20 protein-coding genes are annotated in these 23298 nt (G+C 36.4%); 13 read left to right on the top strand and 7 right to left on the bottom strand.

From position 1 onward, the window contains the following. Positions 1-4: 4 nt before the first annotated feature. Positions 5-493: a GNAT family N-acetyltransferase gene (locus C7D53_RS17715; RefSeq protein ID WP_106917744.1), complete on the top strand. Its 489-nt coding sequence runs from the start codon at positions 5-7 to the stop codon at positions 491-493. 71 nt (positions 494-564) lie between these two features. Here the strand turns inward: C7D53_RS17715 and C7D53_RS17710 are convergent, their stop codons facing one another. The 6 genes from C7D53_RS17710 to C7D53_RS17685 form a co-directional block, all read right to left on the bottom strand. Beyond that, positions 565-2418 carry an alkaline phosphatase family protein gene (locus tag C7D53_RS17710; protein WP_106917743.1) on the bottom strand — a complete coding sequence of 618 codons (1854 nt, stop codon included), beginning with the start codon at positions 2416-2418 and terminating at the stop codon, positions 565-567. A 242-nt stretch (positions 2419-2660) separates the two neighbouring features. Next, complete coding sequence (locus C7D53_RS17705) at positions 2661-3329, bottom strand: HAD-IA family hydrolase (RefSeq protein ID WP_106917742.1); 669 nt, start codon at positions 3327-3329, stop codon at positions 2661-2663. A gap of 6 nt (positions 3330-3335) precedes the next feature. Further along, positions 3336-4490 (bottom strand): TIGR03364 family FAD-dependent oxidoreductase, encoded by a 1155-nt coding sequence (locus tag C7D53_RS17700; RefSeq protein WP_106917741.1) that lies wholly within the window; start codon positions 4488-4490, stop codon positions 3336-3338. An 11-nt stretch (positions 4491-4501) separates the two neighbouring features. After that, positions 4502-5800: a DUF5690 family protein gene (locus C7D53_RS17695; protein ID WP_106917740.1), complete on the bottom strand. Its 1299-nt coding sequence runs from the start codon at positions 5798-5800 to the stop codon at positions 4502-4504. Between the two features lie 9 nt (positions 5801-5809). After that, entirely contained in the window at positions 5810-8635 is a 2826-nt protein-coding gene (locus C7D53_RS17690) for a TonB-dependent receptor (protein ID WP_106917739.1), read from the bottom strand. A 347-nt stretch (positions 8636-8982) separates the two neighbouring features. Continuing rightward, the gene (locus tag C7D53_RS17685) at positions 8983-9552 is read right to left on the bottom strand and encodes a helix-turn-helix domain-containing protein (protein WP_106917738.1); all 570 of its coding nucleotides are present in this window, start codon (positions 9550-9552) and stop codon (positions 8983-8985) included. A gap of 219 nt (positions 9553-9771) precedes the next feature. On the opposite strand from C7D53_RS17685, the gene C7D53_RS17680 reads away from it, so the two are divergent. The 10 genes from C7D53_RS17680 to C7D53_RS17635 all read left to right on the top strand — a co-directional run bounded on the left by C7D53_RS17680 (position 9772) and on the right by C7D53_RS17635 (position 19078). Continuing rightward, entirely contained in the window at positions 9772-10479 is a 708-nt protein-coding gene (locus C7D53_RS17680; protein ID WP_106917737.1) for a response regulator transcription factor, read from the top strand. A gap of 3 nt (positions 10480-10482) precedes the next feature. After that, positions 10483-11886 carry a sensor histidine kinase gene (locus C7D53_RS17675; protein WP_106917736.1) on the top strand — a complete coding sequence of 468 codons (1404 nt, stop codon included), beginning with the start codon at positions 10483-10485 and terminating at the stop codon, positions 11884-11886. 193 nt (positions 11887-12079) lie between these two features. Beyond that, positions 12080-12574: a hypothetical protein gene (locus tag C7D53_RS17670; protein ID WP_106917735.1), complete on the top strand. Its 495-nt coding sequence runs from the start codon at positions 12080-12082 to the stop codon at positions 12572-12574. 31 nt (positions 12575-12605) lie between these two features. Next, complete coding sequence (locus C7D53_RS17665) at positions 12606-13433, top strand: YoaK family protein (protein ID WP_106917734.1); 828 nt, start codon at positions 12606-12608, stop codon at positions 13431-13433. Positions 13434-13672: 239 nt separating this feature from the next. Further along, positions 13673-15460, top strand: coding sequence for a DNA mismatch repair endonuclease MutL (gene mutL / locus C7D53_RS17660; protein WP_106917733.1), 1788 nt, complete (start codon positions 13673-13675; stop codon positions 15458-15460). A 5-nt stretch (positions 15461-15465) separates the two neighbouring features. Then, the gene (locus C7D53_RS17655) at positions 15466-16194 is read left to right on the top strand and encodes a rhomboid family intramembrane serine protease (RefSeq protein ID WP_106917732.1); all 729 of its coding nucleotides are present in this window, start codon (positions 15466-15468) and stop codon (positions 16192-16194) included. A gap of 9 nt (positions 16195-16203) precedes the next feature. After that, a complete protein-coding gene (locus tag C7D53_RS17650; protein ID WP_228422418.1) occupies positions 16204-17193 on the top strand; it encodes an endonuclease/exonuclease/phosphatase family protein in 990 nt (329 codons plus the stop codon). 15 nt (positions 17194-17208) lie between these two features. Further along, positions 17209-18240, top strand: a complete 1032-nt coding sequence (locus C7D53_RS17645; RefSeq protein WP_228422416.1) for an endonuclease/exonuclease/phosphatase family protein — start codon at positions 17209-17211, stop codon at positions 18238-18240. 4 nt (positions 18241-18244) lie between these two features. Further along, the gene (locus C7D53_RS17640) at positions 18245-18607 is read left to right on the top strand and encodes a hypothetical protein (RefSeq protein WP_106917731.1); all 363 of its coding nucleotides are present in this window, start codon (positions 18245-18247) and stop codon (positions 18605-18607) included. Positions 18608-18631: 24 nt separating this feature from the next. Next, positions 18632-19078, top strand: a complete 447-nt coding sequence (locus tag C7D53_RS17635) for a hypothetical protein (RefSeq protein ID WP_106917730.1) — start codon at positions 18632-18634, stop codon at positions 19076-19078. 80 nt (positions 19079-19158) lie between these two features. Here C7D53_RS17635 and C7D53_RS17630 read toward each other — a convergent pair whose 3' ends face one another. Next, on the bottom strand, positions 19159-20673 hold the full coding sequence (locus tag C7D53_RS17630) for a GH3 auxin-responsive promoter family protein (protein ID WP_106917729.1): 1515 nt from the start codon (positions 20671-20673) through the stop codon (positions 19159-19161). A 754-nt stretch (positions 20674-21427) separates the two neighbouring features. On the opposite strand from C7D53_RS17630, the gene C7D53_RS21025 reads away from it, so the two are divergent. After that, a complete protein-coding gene (locus C7D53_RS21025) occupies positions 21428-21598 on the top strand; it encodes a hypothetical protein (protein ID WP_162926216.1) in 171 nt (56 codons plus the stop codon). A gap of 77 nt (positions 21599-21675) precedes the next feature. After that, positions 21676-23274 (top strand): hypothetical protein, encoded by a 1599-nt coding sequence (locus tag C7D53_RS17625; RefSeq protein WP_106917728.1) that lies wholly within the window; start codon positions 21676-21678, stop codon positions 23272-23274. Positions 23275-23298 lie beyond the last annotated feature (24 nt).

Genomic DNA, 23298 nt, shown 5'->3' with positions numbered 1-23298 from the left:
AGAGATGAATGATACTAGTAATGAAGTAAAAATTATAGCGTACGAAACTCAATACAAAGAAGATTTTAAGGCTTTAAATGAAGAATGGATCAAAACATTTTTTGTAATGGAATCCAGCGATTATAAGCTTTTGGATAATCCTGAAGAACACATCCTGAATAAGGGTGGACATATTGCTTTCGCATTACTCAATGGTGAGGCAGTAGGGACATGCGCACTGGTAAAAGCCAAAGATATACCTCTTACTTTTGAACTGTCAAAAATGGCAGTAAGCCCTAAAGCACAAGGAAAGAAAATAGGATATCTATTAGGGAATGCTTTAATAGAGAAAGCCAAAGAGCTAAAAGCAGAAAGAGTATTTCTGGAGACCAATTCAGTCTTAGTTCCGGCCATAAAACTCTATGAAAAATTAGGCTTCAGACACATGCCGATCACCAATCCCGGATATGACAGGGTAGATGTACAAATGGAATTAGATCTTAAAACTATTTAAAAAAAATATTAGAACTCGGATAGCAATATCCTTGTTCTAATATCAAAAATTAATCTAATTGCTTTACTGTTTTATTTCTTTACAAAAGTTTTTGTCTGTGAACTCTTACTCCCGCTGAGTTTAATAAAATAGACTCCTGACGGAATATTTTCAATATTTATTTTCTCATCAAAAAGGCCATTGGAAGATTTTAAAATTCTGGTAGAAACTAGAGCCCCTTTGGCATCAATAATTTCAGCTTTCACTTCTTTATCTAATGACTTATAAAGGATACCAATACAGGTAGAAGCAGGATTAGGATAAACCTTAAAATCATCTGCTGTCTTTTGAGCTTCTTTCGTAGCCAGGCTTCCGTTGGAACATTCAGGAATTCTGTTTACTCCATCTATTCCCCATGAAGAGGGAACCGGAATACAAAGCCAGTTCAGAACTGTGGGAAAATGATCTGTTTCTCTGGTTGTTGAGGTATAATCGTAGATTTTAAAATTGCCTGTAGTATTATCATTATAAGCAGGAGATCCTGTTATCGTCATATTATTTGCGTTGGAACTGGAGTCCGCCAGAGTATTTCCGGATGTTTCATTACATTTCCAATTGGAAAGAAGCTGAGCGTAATAAGGATGTGAGGATGTAATATCCTGATTTGCCCAATTAACGATCACTTGGCCGGGAAGAGCAGATTTCCAGATTCTAATGTCTTTATAAGATGCAGCAAGATTTACTCCATAAGTATTGGTTCCGTCTTGATTTAAAGTTAAAGAAAGCCCTGAGTCAATATTTCCGATAGTATTCATTTTAGCAAAAGTTACAGGAACACCATCTTCATACAGAGTAACAAGCCCATCTCTGTCAAAGCTGGCCGCAATATGTTTCCACTTGTTTGTTTCCACTTTTCCGCCTACAAGGTCGATCCTGTTAGTTCCGTCTCCAATATTCATTTTAAAGTTTTGTCCTGTGAATCCAGAGAAGACGATTCCTTTGTTTTTCCCATTGGCCCAGTTTTTATTGGCTATCATTACCGGATCACTTGAATAAGACGCATTAGGCTTCACCCAAAATTCAATGGTAAAGTCCTGATTGGCTCCGAAATTAAAAGGAGTCTGATTGTTCGGTTTTGCATAAGTTCCAGCCGGAAAATTAAGCTGATTAAAGGTTTTATTGGACTCAATAACCGTTTTACTGATCTGCTGAGGAGTAAATCCTGGATTGGAATAAACGGTAAAGATATTTCGCTCAGAAAGGTTACCTCCACCATGAGAACTTTCTATGGCACCATGATCTGTAGTTAACACAACCAGCCAGTCCTCATTCTGGTAGGTTGCTCTGTTTTTCATGGCAGTAACGATCTCTCCGATATAAGAATCTATGGTTTGAATAGAAGAAACATATTGAGGAACAGAAGAAGAAAAGCCATAAGAATGTCCAGCATGATCTACATCATCAAAATCCACAAAAAGAATATCAGGATTATCACTCTGTAAAGCACTTACGGCAGCATTTTTTACCGCAAGGTCTGTTGTCAGGTTAGTCTTTACGTCTGCTGTTTTTACAATTTTATCATTAATGGGTGCCCAGCTTGCCAAAGAAATTGTTTTAAGATTGGGATTATAGGCTTCCGCTCTTGTCATGAAATCCGGGTAATTGATGTAGTTAGGATTAGTAAAGCTATTATCCTGAACATTGTGCTTGGTATGCCATACACCCGTAAGCATTGTACTCCAGCCGTTTCCGCTCCAGGTGGTAGCAGCACAAAGCCCGTCGAGAGAATAAATGGACTGATTGATGAGGTTTTGGATATTTGGAGTTGGGGTAGACATCATGACGTCTGCCCGGCAACCATCAATACCAATAAAAAGGACTTTCTTGGTTTGTGCTCCAAGGAAACAGCTCATTACAACAGCCATTGAGAATAGTTTTGTCTTCATGGGATAAAAAGGTTTTAAAATACAAAAGTTTACAAATAGTAATTTATTTTTAACTATTGTAAAATTAATTTACTATTTGTAAACATATGTGAACTGAAAATTAATTAATTGATAATTAAAAAGTTCTGTTTTTCACGGGGAAAGCGAAGCCGTTTTCGTATAATGATTTATTTTCCTAATACCACTAAAAACACCAATGACACAAATGCAGATTTGTGCCATTAGTAGTTGAAAAAGAAATTTTAAAGAATATTTTCAGCCTCAGAAATAGTTTTCAAAATATAGTCAGGCTCAGCCTTTTCCAATTCTGTTCTGCTTTGTGCCCCTGATAATACTGCGATAGTAAGTCCGCAGCCCGCATTTTTGCCTTCTTCCACATCAATAACAGAATCTCCGGCCTTTAAAACCTTGTTAGCCTCTGTAATATTGAACTTTTTCATGGCGAGAAGAATCATCTCGGGGCTTGGGCGGCTTTCCAACACATCGTCTGCAGTAATAAGTGCATCGAAATGTACATTTTCCCGCCAGTTTAATTTGTTTAAAAGCTGATGGGCAATTTCAGAAGTATAGCCCGTATTTAAAACTATTTTTTTATTCTTGGCTTTCATTTTAAGAAGAAAGTCCTCTGTTCCGTTGATAGGCTTCACATCAAGATTTCTATAAGATTCCTTGAGCTGATCTGAAAAGTTCTCAAAAATAGCCGGAGCATCTTCTTCATTACCGTTCATTTCCCTTAGCAGACTTGTGATGGCTTCCAGTTTTTCCATACCGGCACAGGTAGATAATACTTTATCCAAACTTACCTCATATCCATAATTATTTACAGCATTTGTCAATGTTTTGTATACTACATTGTCCTCATCAATGGTTGTTCCGGCCATATCCAGAACCAATAATTCTATATTTTTCATTTAAATTTATGTGTATATTTTTTCAATATTAAACTTGGAGAAGCCTCCGCTTCCCGTCATTCCTTTTCCTCCTATACCCGTTACAATATGAATATTTGGAGATGGGCTATGCTCAAAAATATCTTTTGTTTTGCACTGAGAATATACCCCAAACCATCTTCTCTGAATTTCATATGTGGGAAGATCAATGATTTTTTTGGCTTCATGAATCATAAACTCATCAATTTCCATGTTAAGATCATAACCAAGATCATCTGCATTTTTGGCATCGGCGTATTCATGAGAATCTCCAAGAATGATAGATCCGTCTAATGCCTGCTTGAACAAAATATGAACACCATACCTTTTTTCAAACGAATTGGGATCTTCCAGAGATTTGATCTTTTGGAAAGACGGACATTCGCCAAACGATTCATACCTTCTGATGGAAAGACCAGTAAGAATATTTCCCTGAAGAGAATAAATCCCCTGTGGCTTTGTCTGAAGCATTTGAAGTTTACTTACTTCCAAATCGCTTTGATTGAATACATTAGGGTATAAAGTCTTAAATTCATGACCGCCACAGATAATGATTTTGGAAGCCGTAAATTCAGTCCCATCCGTGGCAATGGCTATACATTTTTGATTATCTTCATGAGTTTCAGAAATAGTTGTATTATAGAAGATCTGCAATCCCATTTTTTCCTGCAAAAGCTTGTGAAGCTTTACAATCATATCTGCAGAATCTACAGAAAGTTCCTGTGGAAAGAAAAGTCCTCCTTTGCAATAGTCTGAACGAAGACCGTCAAATTTCTTGATACAGTCGTTTTTGGACAATAAAATAGATTCATAATCATTGTTTCTGTTGATTTCATAGAGCTCTTCAATAAGCTGAAGCTCTTCATCATTGGAAGCGACGTATACAGAACCGTTTTTTCTGATGGTAAGATCTGCCTTAGTGTGAAGTTCATTATATATTTCAAGACTTTCTCTCCCAAAGTTTTGCCATTTAAGATCCATTCCGGAGGGTACTACCTGTCCGAAGTTCCTTACCGTTGCACCCTGGGGAACAGAGTTTCTTTCAAGGATGGCTACCTTAAGATTTCTCTTCAGGGCATGATAAGCATGGAATGTTCCAAGAATTCCGCCCCCAACAACGAGTAAATCAAATTTTGTTTTCATTGTACTATAATTTATAAGATTTTCGAAGTATCGAAATTGATGAATTGATTAGAGTTTGATTTCGGTTTTGACTTTTTTCTGAAAGAAAGAAATGCAATGACCGAAAGAATTAAAACAGAGAATGTTATGATGTAGTTTAAGGTAATATAAAAGCTAAGCCATGAAGTCTGAGCAGAGCCAAAGTTTTTATACAATAGGATTAAAACACTTCCAAGATACCCAAAGGAGTCCACAATATAAATAAGAAACCCTACATTACCCTTAATATCAAAGGCGGCAATCATTCTGTCAAAGTAAATTCCGTTAAAAGGAATATAACAGAGATACATTCCAAAACCCGAAATCGTCATCCACAGAAAAGGAGATAAAGAGCTTTGCTGAAACAGGTAGGTAGAAAGACCAACCGTAAGAATCCCTGCAAAAAGGATATAGTGATAATAAGCAAATGCCCTTTTATTGTTTTTGACCCTTACCATGAAACTTAGGATTAAAAGTACCATGGCTGCAATTGGAATCTCCGTTAAGGTAAAGATAGAACTGTCAAAAGTGAAATTCAGCCCATCCCAGATCTCCCGGCTAAAATTATCCCTGAAATCTCTTAAAACCGTTAGGCAGATATAAAGGAAAATGATGCATACAATAGGAACAAAAAACCGATAAATAAGTTCTTTCCGCCCTTTTCCGTTCAGAGGTTCCCTTTTACTTTTAAGCAAAATATCTTCTTCCGTAGGCTGTGGAATTCTTTCCAAAAACATCCCGAAAATAATCAGGGGAACAATAAAGATCAGGCCGGCAGAAAAAGGCATCCAGAATTCGGAAATAGAAAATGTATCCATTAAAAACTTCCCTACAGATTTGGTAAATCCTGAAGAAACCACAAAGCTTGAACATAAGAATAGCCCGATAATTTCAGTTGTTTTGCGCCCTTCAATGTATGAAAAAACAATTCCCCAGATCATTCCCAACGGAATACCATTGATGAACATAAAGAGAATGTTGTAAGGAGCAGGAACTACCGCAAAGCCTAGCAGAGCAATTTCAGCCACAGCAATGAACGTAAACAGATACCCAATTCTTTTTGTAGGCCTTAATTCTGAAATGAATTTGATCCCGATGAATTTGGAAATAAAATAACCCACTGCCTGAGCGATGATAATTAATATTTTATAATCAACGCCCCAATAAGAAAGACCCTCAAAGGAGGCTACAGTAAAAGGCTTTCGAAATCCATACATGCAGAAGTAAACACCGAAAGCGGCAAATGCGGCTTTCAGCGTTACTATTGTTTTTTTATTGATGGTTTTGGCCATTGTTGTGTTTTAGAAGTTCAGTTTTATTCCAAGATTAAATCTTACTCCATAGTATTCCACCTGTTCAGGACGGTCTTCGTTTTTACCGAAGTGATAGATCAAAGGTTTGTTCAGAATATTGTTAACATCTGCGTATAGCGTCAGGAACTTGGTAAACTGGTAAGATCCTCCAAAGTCCAGATTACTGTATTTTCCGTAATAGGAATCATTAATATCATCCTCTGCATACTCCACAGCATACTTTCCTTTATAGTTGTAGGCAAGTCTTGCATTGAAACCTTTTTTCTCAAAGAATAGCTGTACGTTATACAATTCCTTGGCTTGGTAGGGAAGTTTTACTTTTCTTCCGCTTGGTTTTTCCATTTCTGAAGTCATAAAAGTGGCATTCACCTGTGCCCCGAAATATTTAAGAAAACCTGGCAGAAAGTCGAACCTTTTGTTGATGCCTAATTCTATTCCGCCCAGCCATGCTGCTTTTCCGTTATTGGGAGCAGAAAATTGTACCCCGTTCATCCCATTATAGCTTCCGGTGAATGAATCCTGAAAGATTGGATCTGTAATGGATTTATAGAAAACTCCACCACTCAGAATCCCTACATTTGAGAAATAATATTCTCCCATCAGGTCAAAGTTTAAAGAATACGTTGGATTAAGGTCCGGGTTTCCGCCTTTGAATTCATTATCTGCTTCAATATAAGTTCCCCCAGGGGTCAGATCTCCGAAATTAGGCCTTGAAAACGTTCTTGTAGCAGCAAATCGAAGGTTGGCTTTATCATTTAATGTATATTTTAAATGAAGCATTGGTAAAACGGCAAGATAATTTTTGGTGTGTTCAACGGGAGTAAGAACATCATCAATGACGTTATATCCCTTTACTTTTGTATTGGTATTGGATAATCTGATTCCTCCTAAAAAAGTGATCTTATCATTCAGTTTATAGGTTGCCATTCCATATGCATCGGCATGTTTTTCAAAAACATCAAAGTTTCTTCCTAATGCCTTATTGTATTCTAATGCTTCAGAATCAGCAGTATTAATCTTTAGATTTCCTTGGTTTTGATACCAGAACTGATCCATTCCGGAAGTAGACAGTACCGGCCCAAAAGAGTTCCCGATATGAGCGTTCATTTCGCTTAAATACTTGGGTCCGTTTGCTTGTGTTGTAACATACTGAGCATAATCGGATAAAAGAGGAGCTGTTCCGTTGCTCCAGTTATAGAAAATATCGGAAAACCTTGCATTACGTTCTTTGTCTCTGTACTTTAACCCGTATTTTAAGGTAAGCCTGTCGGAAGCATTGATTTCATGGTTAAATGCGGCAACGATTTTATCTTTTTCCTCTACAAAGACTTTATAGAATTCAAGATCTGTAAACCTCATTTTAGAAGCATCCATTTTGAAATTAGGATCACTGTAGAACCCAAATAAAGCATCCGGATTTTTATAATCTAATTTCCCACCATCTGCTTTCCAGTAGGCTCTTGGGCCATTTCCATGATCGGATATGTAATCAGGGTTAATTCCCACTCCTGATTGGGTGTATTTAATTACATAATAAGAGCTATTCTGCTTATCAGGAATATTTCCATACTTGAACTGATTGTCATAATAAGAAAGATCCCAGTCAATTTTTCCCTTACTTAAACTGTGAATACCACCCAATGAAACGGAAGTAAGTTCTGTGATCAGTAAGTTGTGGATATTTTGAAGTTCTACTCTCGCCGTATTATTGGCAGAACTGAATTTATCGAATCTGATTCGGTGCTTGTAGTGGGTTTCATCATCAGAAAGAGTTCCATACATTCCTTTCAGATAGAGGGTGTTTTTTGGAGAAAGTACATATTCAAAAGCTGCGTTAATACCTGTTGTCTTTCGAACTCCGTTATAATCACGAAGTTCTAACCTGAAAACACCTTCATCACCACTTCTTCTTGCCTCGAAGTTATCGGTAGACCAGTTTCTGATGAAATGAGCAAAATTAAAAAGATACCCGAATTTTTTATCCTTTGTTCTTCCGCCATACAAGAAGCCAAGATTGTAAACTCCTTTATCTGACTTGGCATTGTAACCACTTCCTAATGTGGCTTTAAACTCTGTTTTCATGGGTGGTGTCTTGGTAATAAAGTTGACACCGCCACCAATTCCGTCCGCCTCCATATCAGGCGTAAAAGATTTGTTTACATGAACATAGGAAATCAGTTCTGTAGGGAAGAAATCAAAAGCTGTAGCTCTGGATGTTGTTTCTTCTTCAGCGGTTGGTAGCCTGTTTCCGTTAATTGTGGTGGAAGCCCAGAAAGGAGGGAGCCCTCTTAAAGAAACAAACCTTCCTTCGCCCTGATCTCTTTCAATGGAAACCCCTTGTACACGCTGTACCGTTTCAGCTGCATTTCTGTCCGGAAGCTTTCCTATACCATCTGATGCTATAACGTTGGTAATATTGATGGCGTTTTTTTGTAGGTTCAGGGCTCTTGCCTCTGTATTTTTTAAGGTTCCGGTTACTACCACTTCATCAAGGTTTTTTCTTGGTTGTGATAATTTTATTATTCCCACATCTATAGTGGCTCCGGTTTTTAAATCAATATTGACTTCTGAAGATTCATAGCCAATGTAGCTGATCTGTAGACTGTATTGCCCCTCCACAATATCATTGATTGTAAATTTTCCGTCAATATCTGTGGTTATACTCTTAGATAAGCCTTTTATTTTAACGGTTGCACCGGGAAGGGGCTGGCTGTCGTCAAGAACAGTTCCTATAATTAACTGCTTTTGTGCTGAAACAAGAATAATAAAACAGACAAAAACAAGGGTAAGTAATTTCTCTAAATTTGTTTTCATTTTTACATATATTAAATTTTTTATGCAAAACAAGCTAATAATTTTAATATATATAAATATTTCGTGTTAAGTATTGTTTAATAAATTACAGGGATTTGTTACTCATTTCTTATCCTGAAAATAGGTCAAAAAATAGAGGTAAGAAGCTTCTTGTTGTCAAAAAAGCCTTTGTTTAAGGGGATTATAAAGTAATTTTGAGAGACAGTTATTATTTGAATTTTTTATATAAAAAGGAAGTTTGCCATTAACATAGCGTTAATTTTAACCATAATGGGAAATTCAAAAGTTTACAAATAGTAAACTTTTTAGAAAATAAAATATAAAAATAAACAGACTGTATGGGGAATTTATGCTGTGTAGAAGTAAAGAACAAGCATTACGCAGCTTTCATTGCTGATGCTCACAGGAACGTGCGGGAACTTTCCGTTGAAATAAAGAGAATCTCCCTCTTTTAAGATGATTTCTTCATTATCAATAATGTATTTCACTTCTCCTTTCAATATATATTTAAACTCCCAGGCATCTGTGATAACCTTTTCTCTTTTTGAGTTGGGTTCAAGAGTAAGTAGTACGGCTTCAAAACCTAAAGAATGAAGACTTTTACTGAAGATGTGCATATACTTGAAACCCTCAGCTTCCACTTCTTTTTCTATAAGCTGTTGGTTTTCCTTGGGAACATAAATGAATTTTGCATGGGACTTTTTCTCTACCCCTTCAAAGAAATAACTTGCGTCAATTTCCAGAGACTGAATAAGATCAAGTAAAACGGGAAGAGAGGGAATGGTTCTGCCATTTTCGATACGGGAAACAAGCCCGTTACTTACATTGGCTTTGAAAGCCAGTTCATTAATGGTTAAATTATTCTTTTTTCTAATATCCTTTAATCTCTTACCGATACCTATTAAAAAGTCATTCATGCTGTATTCAATTTAACCTAAATTATTTTCGTCATTATATGAAAGACAAAGGTAATACTATTCTATATAGGTTGTATGGTGTGCAGGATCAATTCATTTAAAATTATTGTTGAGGTTCAAAATTAAAATACAAAGTGGTAAAATCACAGATTTGGGTAAGTGGCTTTTCGCTTTCCCAATAAAATTTCCTTATTTTTGTAAAACTCCTTATTTCATTTCATGAAAAAAATTATTCTTATCGAAGACGAAACCAGCGTAGTTTCTTTTATTAAAAAAGGACTGCAGGAAAACGGATATGAAATTTCTGTAGCTTTTGACGGGCGAACTGGTGTACAATTGGTACAAGCAAACGACTTTGATTTGGTAATTTTGGATATTATGCTGCCTGAAATGAACGGGCTGGATGTTTGTAAGGAAATCAGAAAAACAAATCAGAGTGTTCCTATTTTATTTTTAACTGCCTTGGGAACTTCAGAAAATATTGTTCTTGGTCTGGAAAGTGGAGGCGATGATTATCTGGTAAAGCCATTTAAATTTATTGAACTGGTTGCCCGCGTAAAATCTCTTTTAAGAAGAAGCAACAACAATGGTCCACAGGAAATTACTGAACCGGAGCCAGATAATGAACATGTATTTCAGTTTTCTGATCTTACAGTAAATGATTATACCAAAAAAGTGACCCGCAGCGGAGAAGAAATCACACTTACTTCTACAGAATATAAACTGTTGCTGTACTTCCTTAATAACCCTGAAAAAGTGATTTCCAGAGCCGAAATTCTGGATGCTGTATGGGGTGTAAACTATGAACTGGGAACCAATGTGGTAGATGTGTATGTGAACTACTTAAGAAAAAAACTAGATAGTCAGGATGATAACAAATTGATCCATACGGTAATAGGAATGGGTTATGTCTTGAAAAAAGCGTAATGAATGTTTAACAGAGTGATTACAAATCAGACCAAAACGATGGTGCTTTTAATGTTGGTTTTTACCGCCATTATTTTGCTGTTCAGTGGTTTGGTTTACTTTTCAATTGTTAATTTTTCACATCAAAGATTTTACGAACTGCTAAAGATTCGTACAGCGACCATTGTTCAAATTGAAAAAAGTAAGGATCATCTTGATCTTCCTGAAAACTATATTCTCAATAGCCTGAATGACGAAGAGTTACCTATGGAAAAAGACTATGTGTTTGCGGTTCCTTCAGACTCTAATTTCAAAAAAATCTCTCAGGAAGTTCATATTCCGGATTATTTTTTCAAAAATATTATCAGAAAAGGAGAGGATAATTATAACGATAAAGAATTCTACTATATTGGTCAAAGCTTTAGGTATGATGACAAAGATTATATCGCCATTGCTTCTGCCAAGAACCACTACGTAATCTATTATCTTGGATTCCTGAAAAGAACACTGCTTACCTGTATTGTCCTTTCACTATTCTTCAGTATGATATTTTCTTTTTATCTCTCGAAGACATTATTTAGGCCCATCTTAAAGATTACCGGAAAGGTTAAGGAAATAAGCTCCGAAAATCTTCACCTGCGGCTAGAACCACAACCGGATAATAAGGAACTAAACGAGCTTGTAGATACCTTTAATGGTATGCTGAACAGGATTGAAACCTCTTTTGAAACTCAAAATCACCTGATTGGAAACGTTTCGCATGAATTGAGAACGCCTCTAACTTCCATTATGGGTGAAGCAGACGTTGCCCTTTCCATCAGCAGAACGACTGAAGAATACAAGGAAACTCTGGAAATCATTCTGGATGAAGCCGAAAAGCTTGATAAAAAAATCAAAGCCTTATTAATGATTGCCCAAACCGGTTTTGATGGCAAAATCCAGAAAATGGATAAGGTAAGAATAGATCAACTGCTTTGGGATGTTATTGAGACCCTGAGAAAAATAGATTCCAGAAATAATATCTATTTGGATATCAGTATGCTTCCCGATAATCCGAAAAAACTAAAAGTACAAGGAAATGAGCAACTTCTACACCTTGCTGTGGCCAATATTATCAGTAATGGTTGTAAGTATTCCAATTTCCAGCAGGTAAAAGTTTCTCTCGGAGCAACAGATACGGATGTCTACATTATTGTTAAGGACAATGGTATCGGAATTCCTCAGGAGGAAATGAACAAAATCTATGACCCTTTCTTCAGGGCATCCAATACCAATAACTACGAAGGCTACGGAATTGGACTTCCATTGGCAAGAAACATTGTACGTATGCATCACGGAGAGTTGCTGGTAAGTTCTCATGAGAACCAAGGAACAACTGTACAAATGCGTTTTCCAAACTTCTATAGCACACAAAGGGAAAACACCTGATACAAAGAGTAGAATTTGCTTTTTGCGATTTTTCCATTCTATAACTTTGCCCATATTAATTCCCATTAACAATTTTCTAATCTCATTTTAATCTCTTTAATCACATTTTAATTCCGTTCCAAAGAACTTCTAATTTGGCCACTTTAGTTTTGTATCATCAAAAAAGATCAACACAAAACAAAATAATAAGAACATGGCTAAAACAATTTTAATTGCTACAGATTACTCTCTTGAGTCATTAAACATATTGAAAAAAGTACTAAAGGAAAAAGATGCATCCGAGGATCAGAACCAATATAATATTCTTTTAACCTCAGGATATGATTCTGGAGATTCTATCAGGGACCTTTTATTCAATACCAAAACAACAATCTTCAATAAGATAAGACCTGCGGAGTTCTGTGATGCCTTCGGGATCATAAAGAATAAATATCCTCATCTGGTTAATAAAATCATTTGTGATGTATTCACTGGAAGCTTTCAGAGAACATTCAATCAGTATGTGAAAGCTGAAAATATTGAGGAAGCTTACTATTCTTCATCCATCAAAAGCAAAGGTAAAGGGAAGTTTGATATTATTCCCTACATCAAAAAATGCAAAGATCTGCAATCCCAAGAAATAGCAGTTGGGGTAAGAGAAAGACTTCCGGAAAGAGGAAGACTGGCCGAGATCTTTGTGGAGGTTTAAAAAACACAAAAACAATTTAAAAAGTAAAACAATGTTAAGAAATTATAGTAACAGCAGGACACTGGGAGACAATATCAGGTTGGGGACGCTGACTGCATTTACAGCAGGTACTATAAATATAGCATCCCTACTCATATTTCTTTCTTTTACGTCCAATGTAACAGGACACTACGCTATTTTAGCAGCAGAAATAAGTAAAGGCAACTGGACACAAGTGGCAGTAGTTGGAGGATGGATTTTCTTATTCTTCTTCGGAAGTTTCCTATCCAACTTTATAGTCATTAACTTTAATAAGAAAAGTAAATACTTTGCCCACTCCATGCCGATTGTACTGGAAATAATATGTCTGCTCTTTGTAGGAGTGTATGGACAGTTTTATTACCAGAAAACACTGGAAGAAACAGAATATCTGGTCGCTCTGATGCTTTTTGCAACAGGACTACAGAATGGTTTAACGGCAAGTATCTCGAACTTCTCCGTTAAAACAACCCACCTTACCGGAACAACAACCGACCTGGGAATTCTGGTCTCCATGTTTACCCAAAAGAAATACAGAAGAAACGGAGAACTGATTGGAAGAGCTAAATTATTGCTGAGCATTATGCTTGCCTATGTTTTAGGTGCTGTTTTCTCAGGATTAACGTACTATTACCTGGAATTCAGAGTGTTCTATGTAATCAGTGTATGTCTTCTGATTGTTATCGGATATGATGCTTATAAAATTCATGTACGACACTTTAACACAAAGTACAGATATAACAGGATTTACAGAAAGCCTAACCTTTTAGCCTATCTGTACGAAAAAATCCATGGAATCCCTAAAAAAGAGGAAAAGAGGAAACTCGCCTTTGAAGACTAAATATCGGGTGAAGTAAATTTCACTATTATTTTTTGTATAAACTAGCTGTGAATCAACCCTCTATTGGAATAAAGCAATAGGGGGTTGTTCTATTTGAAAAAGAACCGCAATAGACGGTTTGGAACGGGATTTGTAAAAAGCTGTATTGTTGAAATGTTGATAATTAAATATTAATTCACGGTTTTAATGTTTTAATTCCCATTTTCATTGACTATTTTTGTAAGTTGATTTACGTTTTTATGTCAGATATTATTCAGCTTTTACCGGATCATGTAGCGAACCAAATTGCAGCGGGTGAGGTGGTGCAGAGACCTGCGTCCATCGTAAAAGAACTTTTGGAAAACGCTATAGATGCAGATGCAACGAAAATTGAACTGATCATCAGAGATTCCGGGAAAAACCTCATACAGGTGGTGGACGATGGAAAAGGGATGTCCGAAACAGATGCCAGACTGGCGTTTGAAAGACATGCTACGTCCAAGATCAGAGGAACAGAAGATATCTTTAAGATTGCAACCAAAGGATTCCGTGGAGAAGCGTTGGCTTCAATTGCAGCGGTTTCTCAGGTTGAACTGAGAACAAAGCAGAAAGAGGCCTCTATTGGAACCAATATTTACATTGAAGGAGGTGTTTTCCAGTTTCAGGACCCGGTTCAGACGGCAGAAGGATCAAACTTTCTGGTAAAGAACCTTTTCTATAATGTTCCTGCAAGAAGAAAATTCCTTAAAAATAATAATATTGAATTCAGACACGTAATTGATGAATTTCAACGTGTTGCATTGGCACATGAGGGACTAGAATTCTCTCTGTTTCATGATGATGAACCTGTTTTTAGGCTAAGAAAAGGAAGCCAGATGCAGCGTATTGTGGATGTCTTTGGAAGAAAGCTGCAACCTCTTTTGATTCCCATAAAAGAAGATATTATCTGGTGTAAGCTTCACGGATTTGTTGCTAAACCTGAGGGATCAAAAAAAGCCAGAGGTGAACAGTTTCTTTTTGTAAATGGAAGGTATTTTAGAAGTCCATATTTCAACAAAGCAGTGCAGGAAGCATTTGAAGGTCTTCTTTTACCAGGATATGTTCCGTCATTCTTTCTTTTTCTGGAACTTGATCCTGAAAAAATTGACGTCAATATTCATCCACAGAAAACAGAAGTGAAATTTGAGGACGAACATCTTATTTTTGCATTACTCAGATCTACCATTAAAAGATCTTTAGGAATTTATAATGTTTCCCCAAGCCTTGATTTCGATAGAGATCCAGAATTGGATGAAATGATGAACAAACCTATTCCCAGTAAGGGAAATGGTGGTGGAAGCGGAGTTATAAAGATGCCTGAGATTATTGTAGACAGAGACTACAATCCATTTTTGGAAGAAAAAAATGTACGCCCCGAAGAAATTCAGAATCTTACGGAAATGTATCATCAGAATATTACTGCAGAACCTTCAAAAATCAATTTGTTTGAAGATGAGGATTTTGACGAAGACCTGATGAGACTTCCCAACGGATATTGGCTTTTCAATAAAGGAGATATGACGCTCATGCTGGATCTTGGAAGAATGCACAGGTTATTGGTTTCTGAAAACAATAAATCAACCAGAAAATCAAATACAAACAGCCATGCGCTCCTGTTTTCTTTAGAGTACCACATGAATGAGATAGAGAAAAATAAATATGAATCTATCAAAAAATATCTTCCGGAACTTGGGTTTGACATGAAAATTGCTCATGAAAGTGTACTAAGAATAGATTCTCTTCCTGAAGGATTAAAAGAGACCCAAGCTATGAAGTTTCTTGAGAACCTTTTTGAAATTCTGGAATACAAAACAGAAGACGAGTTTATGGAGTATTACCATAACCAATGGAGCAAGATGCAGTCTAAGTCAAGGTTTGATTTTATCTATAAAAAAGATGCGGAACAAGTCATCAAGGATTTTACAGCATTAGGTTTCCCGGAGTTTTTACCGGATGGGAAAAGATGCTTCTACGAGGTTCCATTTAATGATTTTAAAAACAAATTTTAAAAAATATGTTTAACAATATACCACCAATTACAAGAAATATTATCATTATCAATGTGATCGTATTTATTGTAACCTCTTTAATGGGAAATCAGATTATCGGCTATCTGGCCGGTTTTTATCCGTTTTCTCCTTTTTTCCATTCATGGCAGATCATTACCCATATGTTTATGCACGGAAGCATTATGCACATTTTGTTTAATATGCTGACTCTCTATAGTTTTGGTCCTGTTCTTGAACAAACATTGGGTGACAGAAGATATCTGATCATGTATTTTTTAAGTGGATTGGGTGCTTTTTTCCTTTTTAACCTTTGGAACTTTGTGGAAGTTCAACAGCTTTCCAATCAATTGCAGGAACTTGGCTTCAATGTAGGAGCTTATCTTTCCGGTGCAAGCGTAGAGTTTAGTGGAAATGCAGCAGCTGTTCTTAAGCAGAAAGAATTATTAGAAAGTTTAAAAGGTATTGTGGCAACACCTATGGTTGGAGCTTCCGGTGCCATCTTCGGAGTAGTGGCAGCCTTTGCAACATTATACCCTGATTCCAAAATCATGATGATGTTTATTCCGATTCCAATAAAGGTAAAATATCTGATGCCTATTGTGATTGTTGTTTCAGTATACCTTGGGATTTCCGGTAACGGAGGAGGAATTGCTCACCTGGCTCACGTTGGGGGTGCTTTGGTAGGATGGATTTTGGCAAGAAGCTGGAAGAAACATTTATATAGATTCAATTAATTTATTTTTGTGAAGATTTTTCGACTCATACTCTTAATTCTGCATTTGGGAATCCTTTTTCTATTGTTGGGAACCTTATTGAATGCCTATATTCCACCCAAGATATTTCCGTGGTTTAATTTGCTTTCTCTTGGCTTTCCTATACTGATCGTTTCTTATATTATATTGACGGTTTTCTGGGTTTTCAGCTGGAAAAAAAGAGCTTTTGTATTCATGTTTGCAGGACTGGCCTTCATAAGTCCCGTAAAAAGATGGGTTAATTATTCTTCCGATAAAGAGAAAGAAGGAGATCTGAAAATAATTTCTTTTAATACTAAAAATGGTATTTTGGGACGGATGGAGGTTGAAAAATACCTTAGGTCTCAGAATGCAGATGTGATTCTCTTACAGGAAGATGCGGGGGATGGTTATGATTTTGAGGGATATAAAAAAGTAAGTCCTCTAAGTGGATTTTCTGTTTTTACCAGGCATAAAGTAGTCGGGGAGAAAATAATAGAATCGAATGATAAAGAAAGAGTTCCTGCCATTCAGGTTGATATCGAAATAAAAGGGAAGGTCTATAGATTTATTGATGTATACCTCCATCCGTTTCAATTTGAAAGAGAAATGGTAAGCCTTAACGGAAACACAGAGGATAATGAACAAAAAGTAAAAGATGTTGTAAAAAGGCTTATCCCCACCTTTAAAAAACATCAGGAGCAGATCGGGTTTATCAAAAGTGCTATTGAAAGCTCTCCATATCCTGTTGTTGTAGCAGGAGATTTTAACTCTGTTCCCAATTCTTATGAGTATTATCACTTATCAGAGGGGCTTGATGATGCTTTTTTAACATCGGGAAGAGGAAGTGCAACCAGCTTTCACGATTACAAATTTCCAATCAGGATAGACTATGTTTTTTCTTCAAAGTCATTAAAGGCTGTTTCCTACGTCGTTGACCGTTCTGTCAGTGTTTCAGATCATTATCCTGTCATTTCAAAATTTTCAGTAAGCGACAAATAATCATAAAAATAGTTAATGTTTGACTGCTTGGTAGGGTTTTTGCTTAAAAAAATCCGTACCAAGACCGTTTTTTTCATGAAGTCCAATCAGATATTACTATTTATACATATCGCCGTTGCCGTTTTGCTCTTATGCACGCTGGGAAATGCATGGGTTCCACCTAATCTTTTGGGGAATCTTAATCTTCTTTCTCTTGGTTTTCCGTATTTGATACTTGCACATTTACTTCTTACATTAGTCTGGGCTTTTAAAAAACAAAAAATTGCAATCGCATTTGCTTTAGGTACATTGGTTTTTTATAATCCCATAAGACGATGGATTAACTTTTCTCCCAAAACAGAAAACATCAAAACAATACGTGATATCAAAGTTTTAACCTTTAATGTAAAGTATGGTGACTACGGATGGGATAAGGTGAAAAACTATATTAAAGAGCAAGACCCGGATATTATTCTGGTTCAGGAAAAGGATACCAACCGTGCCCTAAGACAGGATCTTGTAAAATATCCCTCAGTTATTCTTAAAACAAAACATAAGATTCTAAGACAGGCTGAGATAATTGAAGATAATTCCAGAGGAAACTCTTTTTATGCAGATGTAGATATCAACGGAAAGATCATCCGTATTGTAAATGTTTATCTGGAGCCGTTCCGACTGCACAAAACAATGTTTACAAAACTGGAAGGTCTGGGAATAGGAAACGTTTCAACACTTCTTTCCCGTATGATTCCTACGTTTCAGGCTCATGAAGATCAGATTAAAAAAATCAGAAAGGTGATTGATTTTTCACCTTATCCTGTAATTTTAGCAGGAGATTTTAACTCTGTTCCTAATTCCTATGAGTATTACAGCCTTGGAAGAGACCTTCAGGATGCGTTTTTAACTGCTGGAAAGGGTAGTGCAAGCAGCTTTCATGATTATAAAGTTCCTTTAAGAATTGATTATATCTTCAGCTCAAAATCAATCATTCCTTTAAGTTATAAAGTAGACCAATCTGTGAAATTATCGGATCATTATCCTGTAATTGCAGAATTTCTACTAAATTAGTTCCATGAAAAATTTACTGCCTGCCATTTTTATTTTTATCATTCTGCTTACAGCATGTTCCAAGAAAGAAGTTTCCAATGTGAATGCTGAGCCGGAAATTAAAATTCAATATGACACCACCGCAGTGGATTCCTTTTCAACGGGTGCCGTTTCGGTAGATATTGCCCGTAAGATCAGAATGTCATCTCCTCAATATTTAGACTCTGTAAAACAGGTTAAAAAAGCTCAGGAAGAAGAAATAAAACTTAAAGCTGAACTTGAAAAAGAGAATAAATTAAAACAGGAGGAGGAAAAGAAAAAAACAGACGCGGAAAAGAAGAAGAAAACTTCTGAAACCTCTGTATCAAACGAAACCAAAACAGAATAAAAAACATTCCTAAAAATATACAATATGAAAAAACAAATTCTTGCAGCAGTAGTGATTTCTATATTCACTGTTGCCTGTACAAAATCAACAACAAAAACAGAGCAGGTAGAAAGTGCTGACGGATCAGTTACCACCACCACTACAACCGTTTCAGAAACATCTCCCCACATTGTTGACTCAGCAAAAGTGAATGAAGCAAAGGAAAATGTAAATGAAAAGCTAGATCAGGCCGGAAATAAAATTGACAACGCGGCACAGAAAGCCAAAGATAAAATTGATGCCACTGCAGATAAAACCAAACAGGATCTTAACAAGGCAGGGCAGGACATTAAAGCAGAGGCTAACAAAGTAGGAAAAGATATTAAAAGCGGAGCCCAGGAAGCGGGGAAAGATGCAAAAGATGCAGCAAGAAAAGGAGCTGCAAAAGTAGAAGATGCCGCTAAAAAATTAAAAGAAGATTTAAGCAAATAAAAAATAAACCCGCAGTTGAATTCAGCTGCGGGTTTTTATTTTTTAGCTCAATAAAATGATTTATTAAGACTGTTATAGTTTTACTTATTAAGCTCCAGAAGCGGTTCTATATATTCCCTGTCATTGCTTAATCTTGGCACCTTATTCTGTCCTCCAAGCTTTCCTTTGGACTCCAGCCAGTGGTAGAATAGATTATCTTTTGCAATATGTACAATAGGTCTTTTAAGGGTAATATTGTTGTATCTCTTTGCTTCGTAATCCGAATTGATGGTCTTTAAATGCTGGTCAAAAGCATCAATAAAATTATCCAGACTGTCAGGAAATTGGCTGAATTCAAAGATCCACTCGTGAGCCCCACCTTCATTGTTTTTCATAAAAACCGGAGCCCCGGTAAAGTCGGTAACCCTGGCACCCGTATTTTCACAGGCCTTTGACAACGCAGATTCTACGTTATTAATCATGAGCTCTTCTCCAAAAGCATTGATATAATGCTTGGTTCTTCCCGTTATTTTTATTCTGAAAGGATTGATTGATGTGAACACCACGGTATCCCCAATCAGGTATCTCCACAATCCGCCGTTGGTGGTGATCACCATGGCATAGTTTTTCCCAATTTCCACATCTTCCAGGCTTACTACCCTTGGATTTGAAAAATGAAACTGATCCATCGGTATAAACTCGTAGAATATTCCATAATCCAGCATCAGAAGCATTTCATCACTATTCGATCTGTCCTGTATCCCGAAAAACCCTTCAGATGCATTGTAGATCTCGTAGTAATTGATGTTTTTTCCGATGATCTGCTTGTATTGTTCCCTGTAAGGCTTGAAACTGATTCCACCATGGAAAAAGACCTCCAGATTAGGCCACAGCTCAGAAATACTCCCTACATTGGTCTCCTTTAATACCCTTTGTAAAAGAACCATCATCCAGCTCGGTACCCCCAGAATACTTCCTACATCTTCATTTTTTACCTCTGAGGTAATAGCCTTAAGTTTGCTTTCCCATTCCCCCATTAAAGAAACTTTCTTACTTGGTGTGGTGGTAATTTCTACCCAAAATGGGAGATTATCAATTAAAATAGCAGATAAGTCGCCAAATTTTGTGTTAAAATCCGCATACAGTTCAGAACTTCCGCCTAAACGTAAGTTTTTATAGTTAAAAAGCTGATTTTCAGGATGGTTGTTGGCGTAAATGGATACCATGTCCTTTCCTGCCTTCATATGACAGTATTCAAGGCTTTCGGCAGAAATAGGGATAAATTTGCTTTTAGCATTGGTCGTTCCCGATGATTTGGCAAAATGCTTAATCAATCCTGGCCAGCTTACATCCTTGTGCCCCTGACGTGCCCTTTCAATATAAGGCTCAAAATCTTCATAGGTAACGATAGGAACCTTATTTTTAAAATCCTGATAACTCGAAACAGAATTGAAGCCATGCAGCTTACCATATTCCGTATCCTCTGCATGAAACAGTTGAGAAAACAATATACCTTTCTGTGTTTCAATGGGATGATCCATGAAATTTTGAATCTGATCTATCCTTTGACGGATGAACCAGTTGACCACAGTATTGAAAAGTGCCTTGGTTGCCATTCCAACAAATATAATGATATTTGAAATTTCTGAAAATTTTTTAAAGAATTAAATAAAAATTTCATTTTCTTCTTGTTATGAAAATCGGAATTACAATTCATCCTTTGTTTTAATAAAGCATGATGCCACGGGAATGGATTGGCTTTTAGAAAACGATTTTTCCTGTCCGGAGTTTCCATTGGCTCACAAGAAAAAGCCGTGAAGCCCGAATTCTTTGTCCTGTTTAGCAACTGATTATTAAGTTTTGTTTTCAACGCTTTTTATTTTTTGAGATATACTTTCTTTGACCTCTGTTTCTTTACCTCGTTTTCATAAAAATTGACCTCACAATTTGCCTGATGATAAATGATGATTTTTAAATAAAGGATCAACAAATTTTAAAAATATGTTTTAGGAACATGAAATGTTTTTATGGATTTCTTTAAATAAAATGAAATTAAAATCATCATTTATTGCTTATGCTATCGGCAATCAGATAATGTAAAATGTAAAAAAAGGATTGTAAAAAATGAATAATATAAATAGTTGATTTTTAGATTTATAGCAGATTTTTTGTGTTTTTTTTTAATCATTTTAATGTTATGTGAAATCAGCATAGGATATGTGTAATCACTATTCTAATTTTGTCTTCACAAATGATTAAGGAATAATTGATTAGGTATTTTTTGCTTAAAAGAATATCATAATTAGTTGACCAGAAAGTGGTCTTTATAAGGCTACTAAAAATAAGAATTGATTTTTTAGAAACAAAATCATGGGAAAATATTTATTAGCAATGCTTGCATCAGGAAGCCTTTACTCTCTTGAAAGTATTCCCTCCAATAATACACCTAATACAATATTGGGTGTAAGAGTAGATTCTACTCCTCCCAAACGGCTTTATAGATGTCTGTTCAAAGCAACAATACGATCCCACAGTTTCTGATAATAACATAAAAAAATTTATACAATATAAACTCAACAGTTTAATTTTTTTAACTTTTTTTAAAAACATAGGCAATTATGAAAAAATCTTTAATAGCTATCCTTTTTTCGGGATTGGCTTATTCTCAGGTGGGTATTAATACAGACACTCCCAATTCTACTTTGGATGTCATGATAAATCCTACAGTTTCCAAACCGGAAGGGATTATTGCTCCGCGCATGACAGGTGATGTGCTTAAGGGGAAAGACTTACTTTATGGTACAGCCCAAAATGCAGCTTTAGTGTATGTGACTGGCGCAGTTTCGGGTACTCCTGCTGGTAAAACAATTGATGTGACATCTCCTGGTTACTATTATTATGATGCTACAGCGATCAAATGGATCAAGCTTGGGGTAGCTGGAGGTTCTACACCTCCTGCAACCGCTTGGTATCCTGGAGGGAATTCAGAGACCGTATTAAAAACTTTAGGAACCAATAATAACTTTGACTTGCCAATTGTTACAAATGGTACTGAAAAGGCGAGGTTAACAACTGCCGGCTTTTTTGGGGTAGGTACCTCCACACCAACATACGGAATACATTTGGAAAGTATAGGAAATGGGAGCAAAGATAATATTGGCATCACTTCTGATACAACACCGGCTTTTTTGACGAATCAGACTGTTCCAACTTCTGGTGGTACTATTGGGTCATTACAATTTCGTGGTACGGGGGTAACATCATCTGGTTTATATGGTATTGTAGAAACATCTGGAACTACATCAGCTTTAGGGTTAAATACTGATGGTACAGAAAAAGTTAGAATTACTGGAGCTGGTTCTGTTGGCATCGATACAACAAATCCGCAGGGTATTTTTAATATTGATGGTGCAAAAGACAACCCTACCACTGGTTCAGGACACACAGCTGCACAGCAAATGAATGATGTTACTGTTCTTGCCAACGGTAATCTAGGATTAGGAACCATTACCCCTTCGCAAAAACTAGAGATTCAAACAGGCGGAACAGCAGCTTCTCCCACTACGGGTTTTAAGCTGGTTGACGGAAACCAGGCAATTGATCTAGTGCTGACATCAGATGCTAATGGAGTGGGAACGTGGAAAGCTCCCATTGTACCATATAAAATGGGAGTAGTTCATAGTGCCTCTAATACGATTGATGTTCCTTTTGTTGGGCAAGGCCAAACTTATTGGCTATCCACAGGTTCTTATATTGACTTACCTCCGGGGTCTTGGAGAATTGACCTAACGGAAATGTTAGTGGGTTATACTGATAATGCAACCTATCTAACTGCTAATGATTGGATTTATACCCGATTTTCTTTGTCTGAGCTTCCTGGCGCTGCGACACCGGGCTATAATCCACCGGGACCTAATTCTGCAATTCTTACTCCTGATTTCTTATCAGTTGATCCAGTAACAGGAAATCAGATAATGGGGGTTGCGCAATATGTTGGGATGTTATTTCAGGGGCCACGAACAGCTTCACCTACTAAATTTATTCCTGGACAGGGCTATTTCCTGATAAAAAATGGGAGCACGGTAACCAACAGATATTACATTATGTTTAACCCTAATAATTCAAGCTCCAATATTCCTGATTTTTACTTCAGAAATGTGGGCGGAAACTGGGGTGAAAATAGGATTATTGCTACTAGAATTGATTTGACTAATTAAGAAATATTTCTGAAAAGATAGAGA

Source organism: Chryseobacterium aurantiacum (genome assembly GCF_003020585.1).
Classification (GTDB): domain Bacteria; phylum Bacteroidota; class Bacteroidia; order Flavobacteriales; family Weeksellaceae; genus Chryseobacterium; species Chryseobacterium aurantiacum.
The sequence above is the reverse complement of the archived record's forward strand: the minus strand, read 5'-3'. Positions and strand labels throughout refer to the sequence as shown.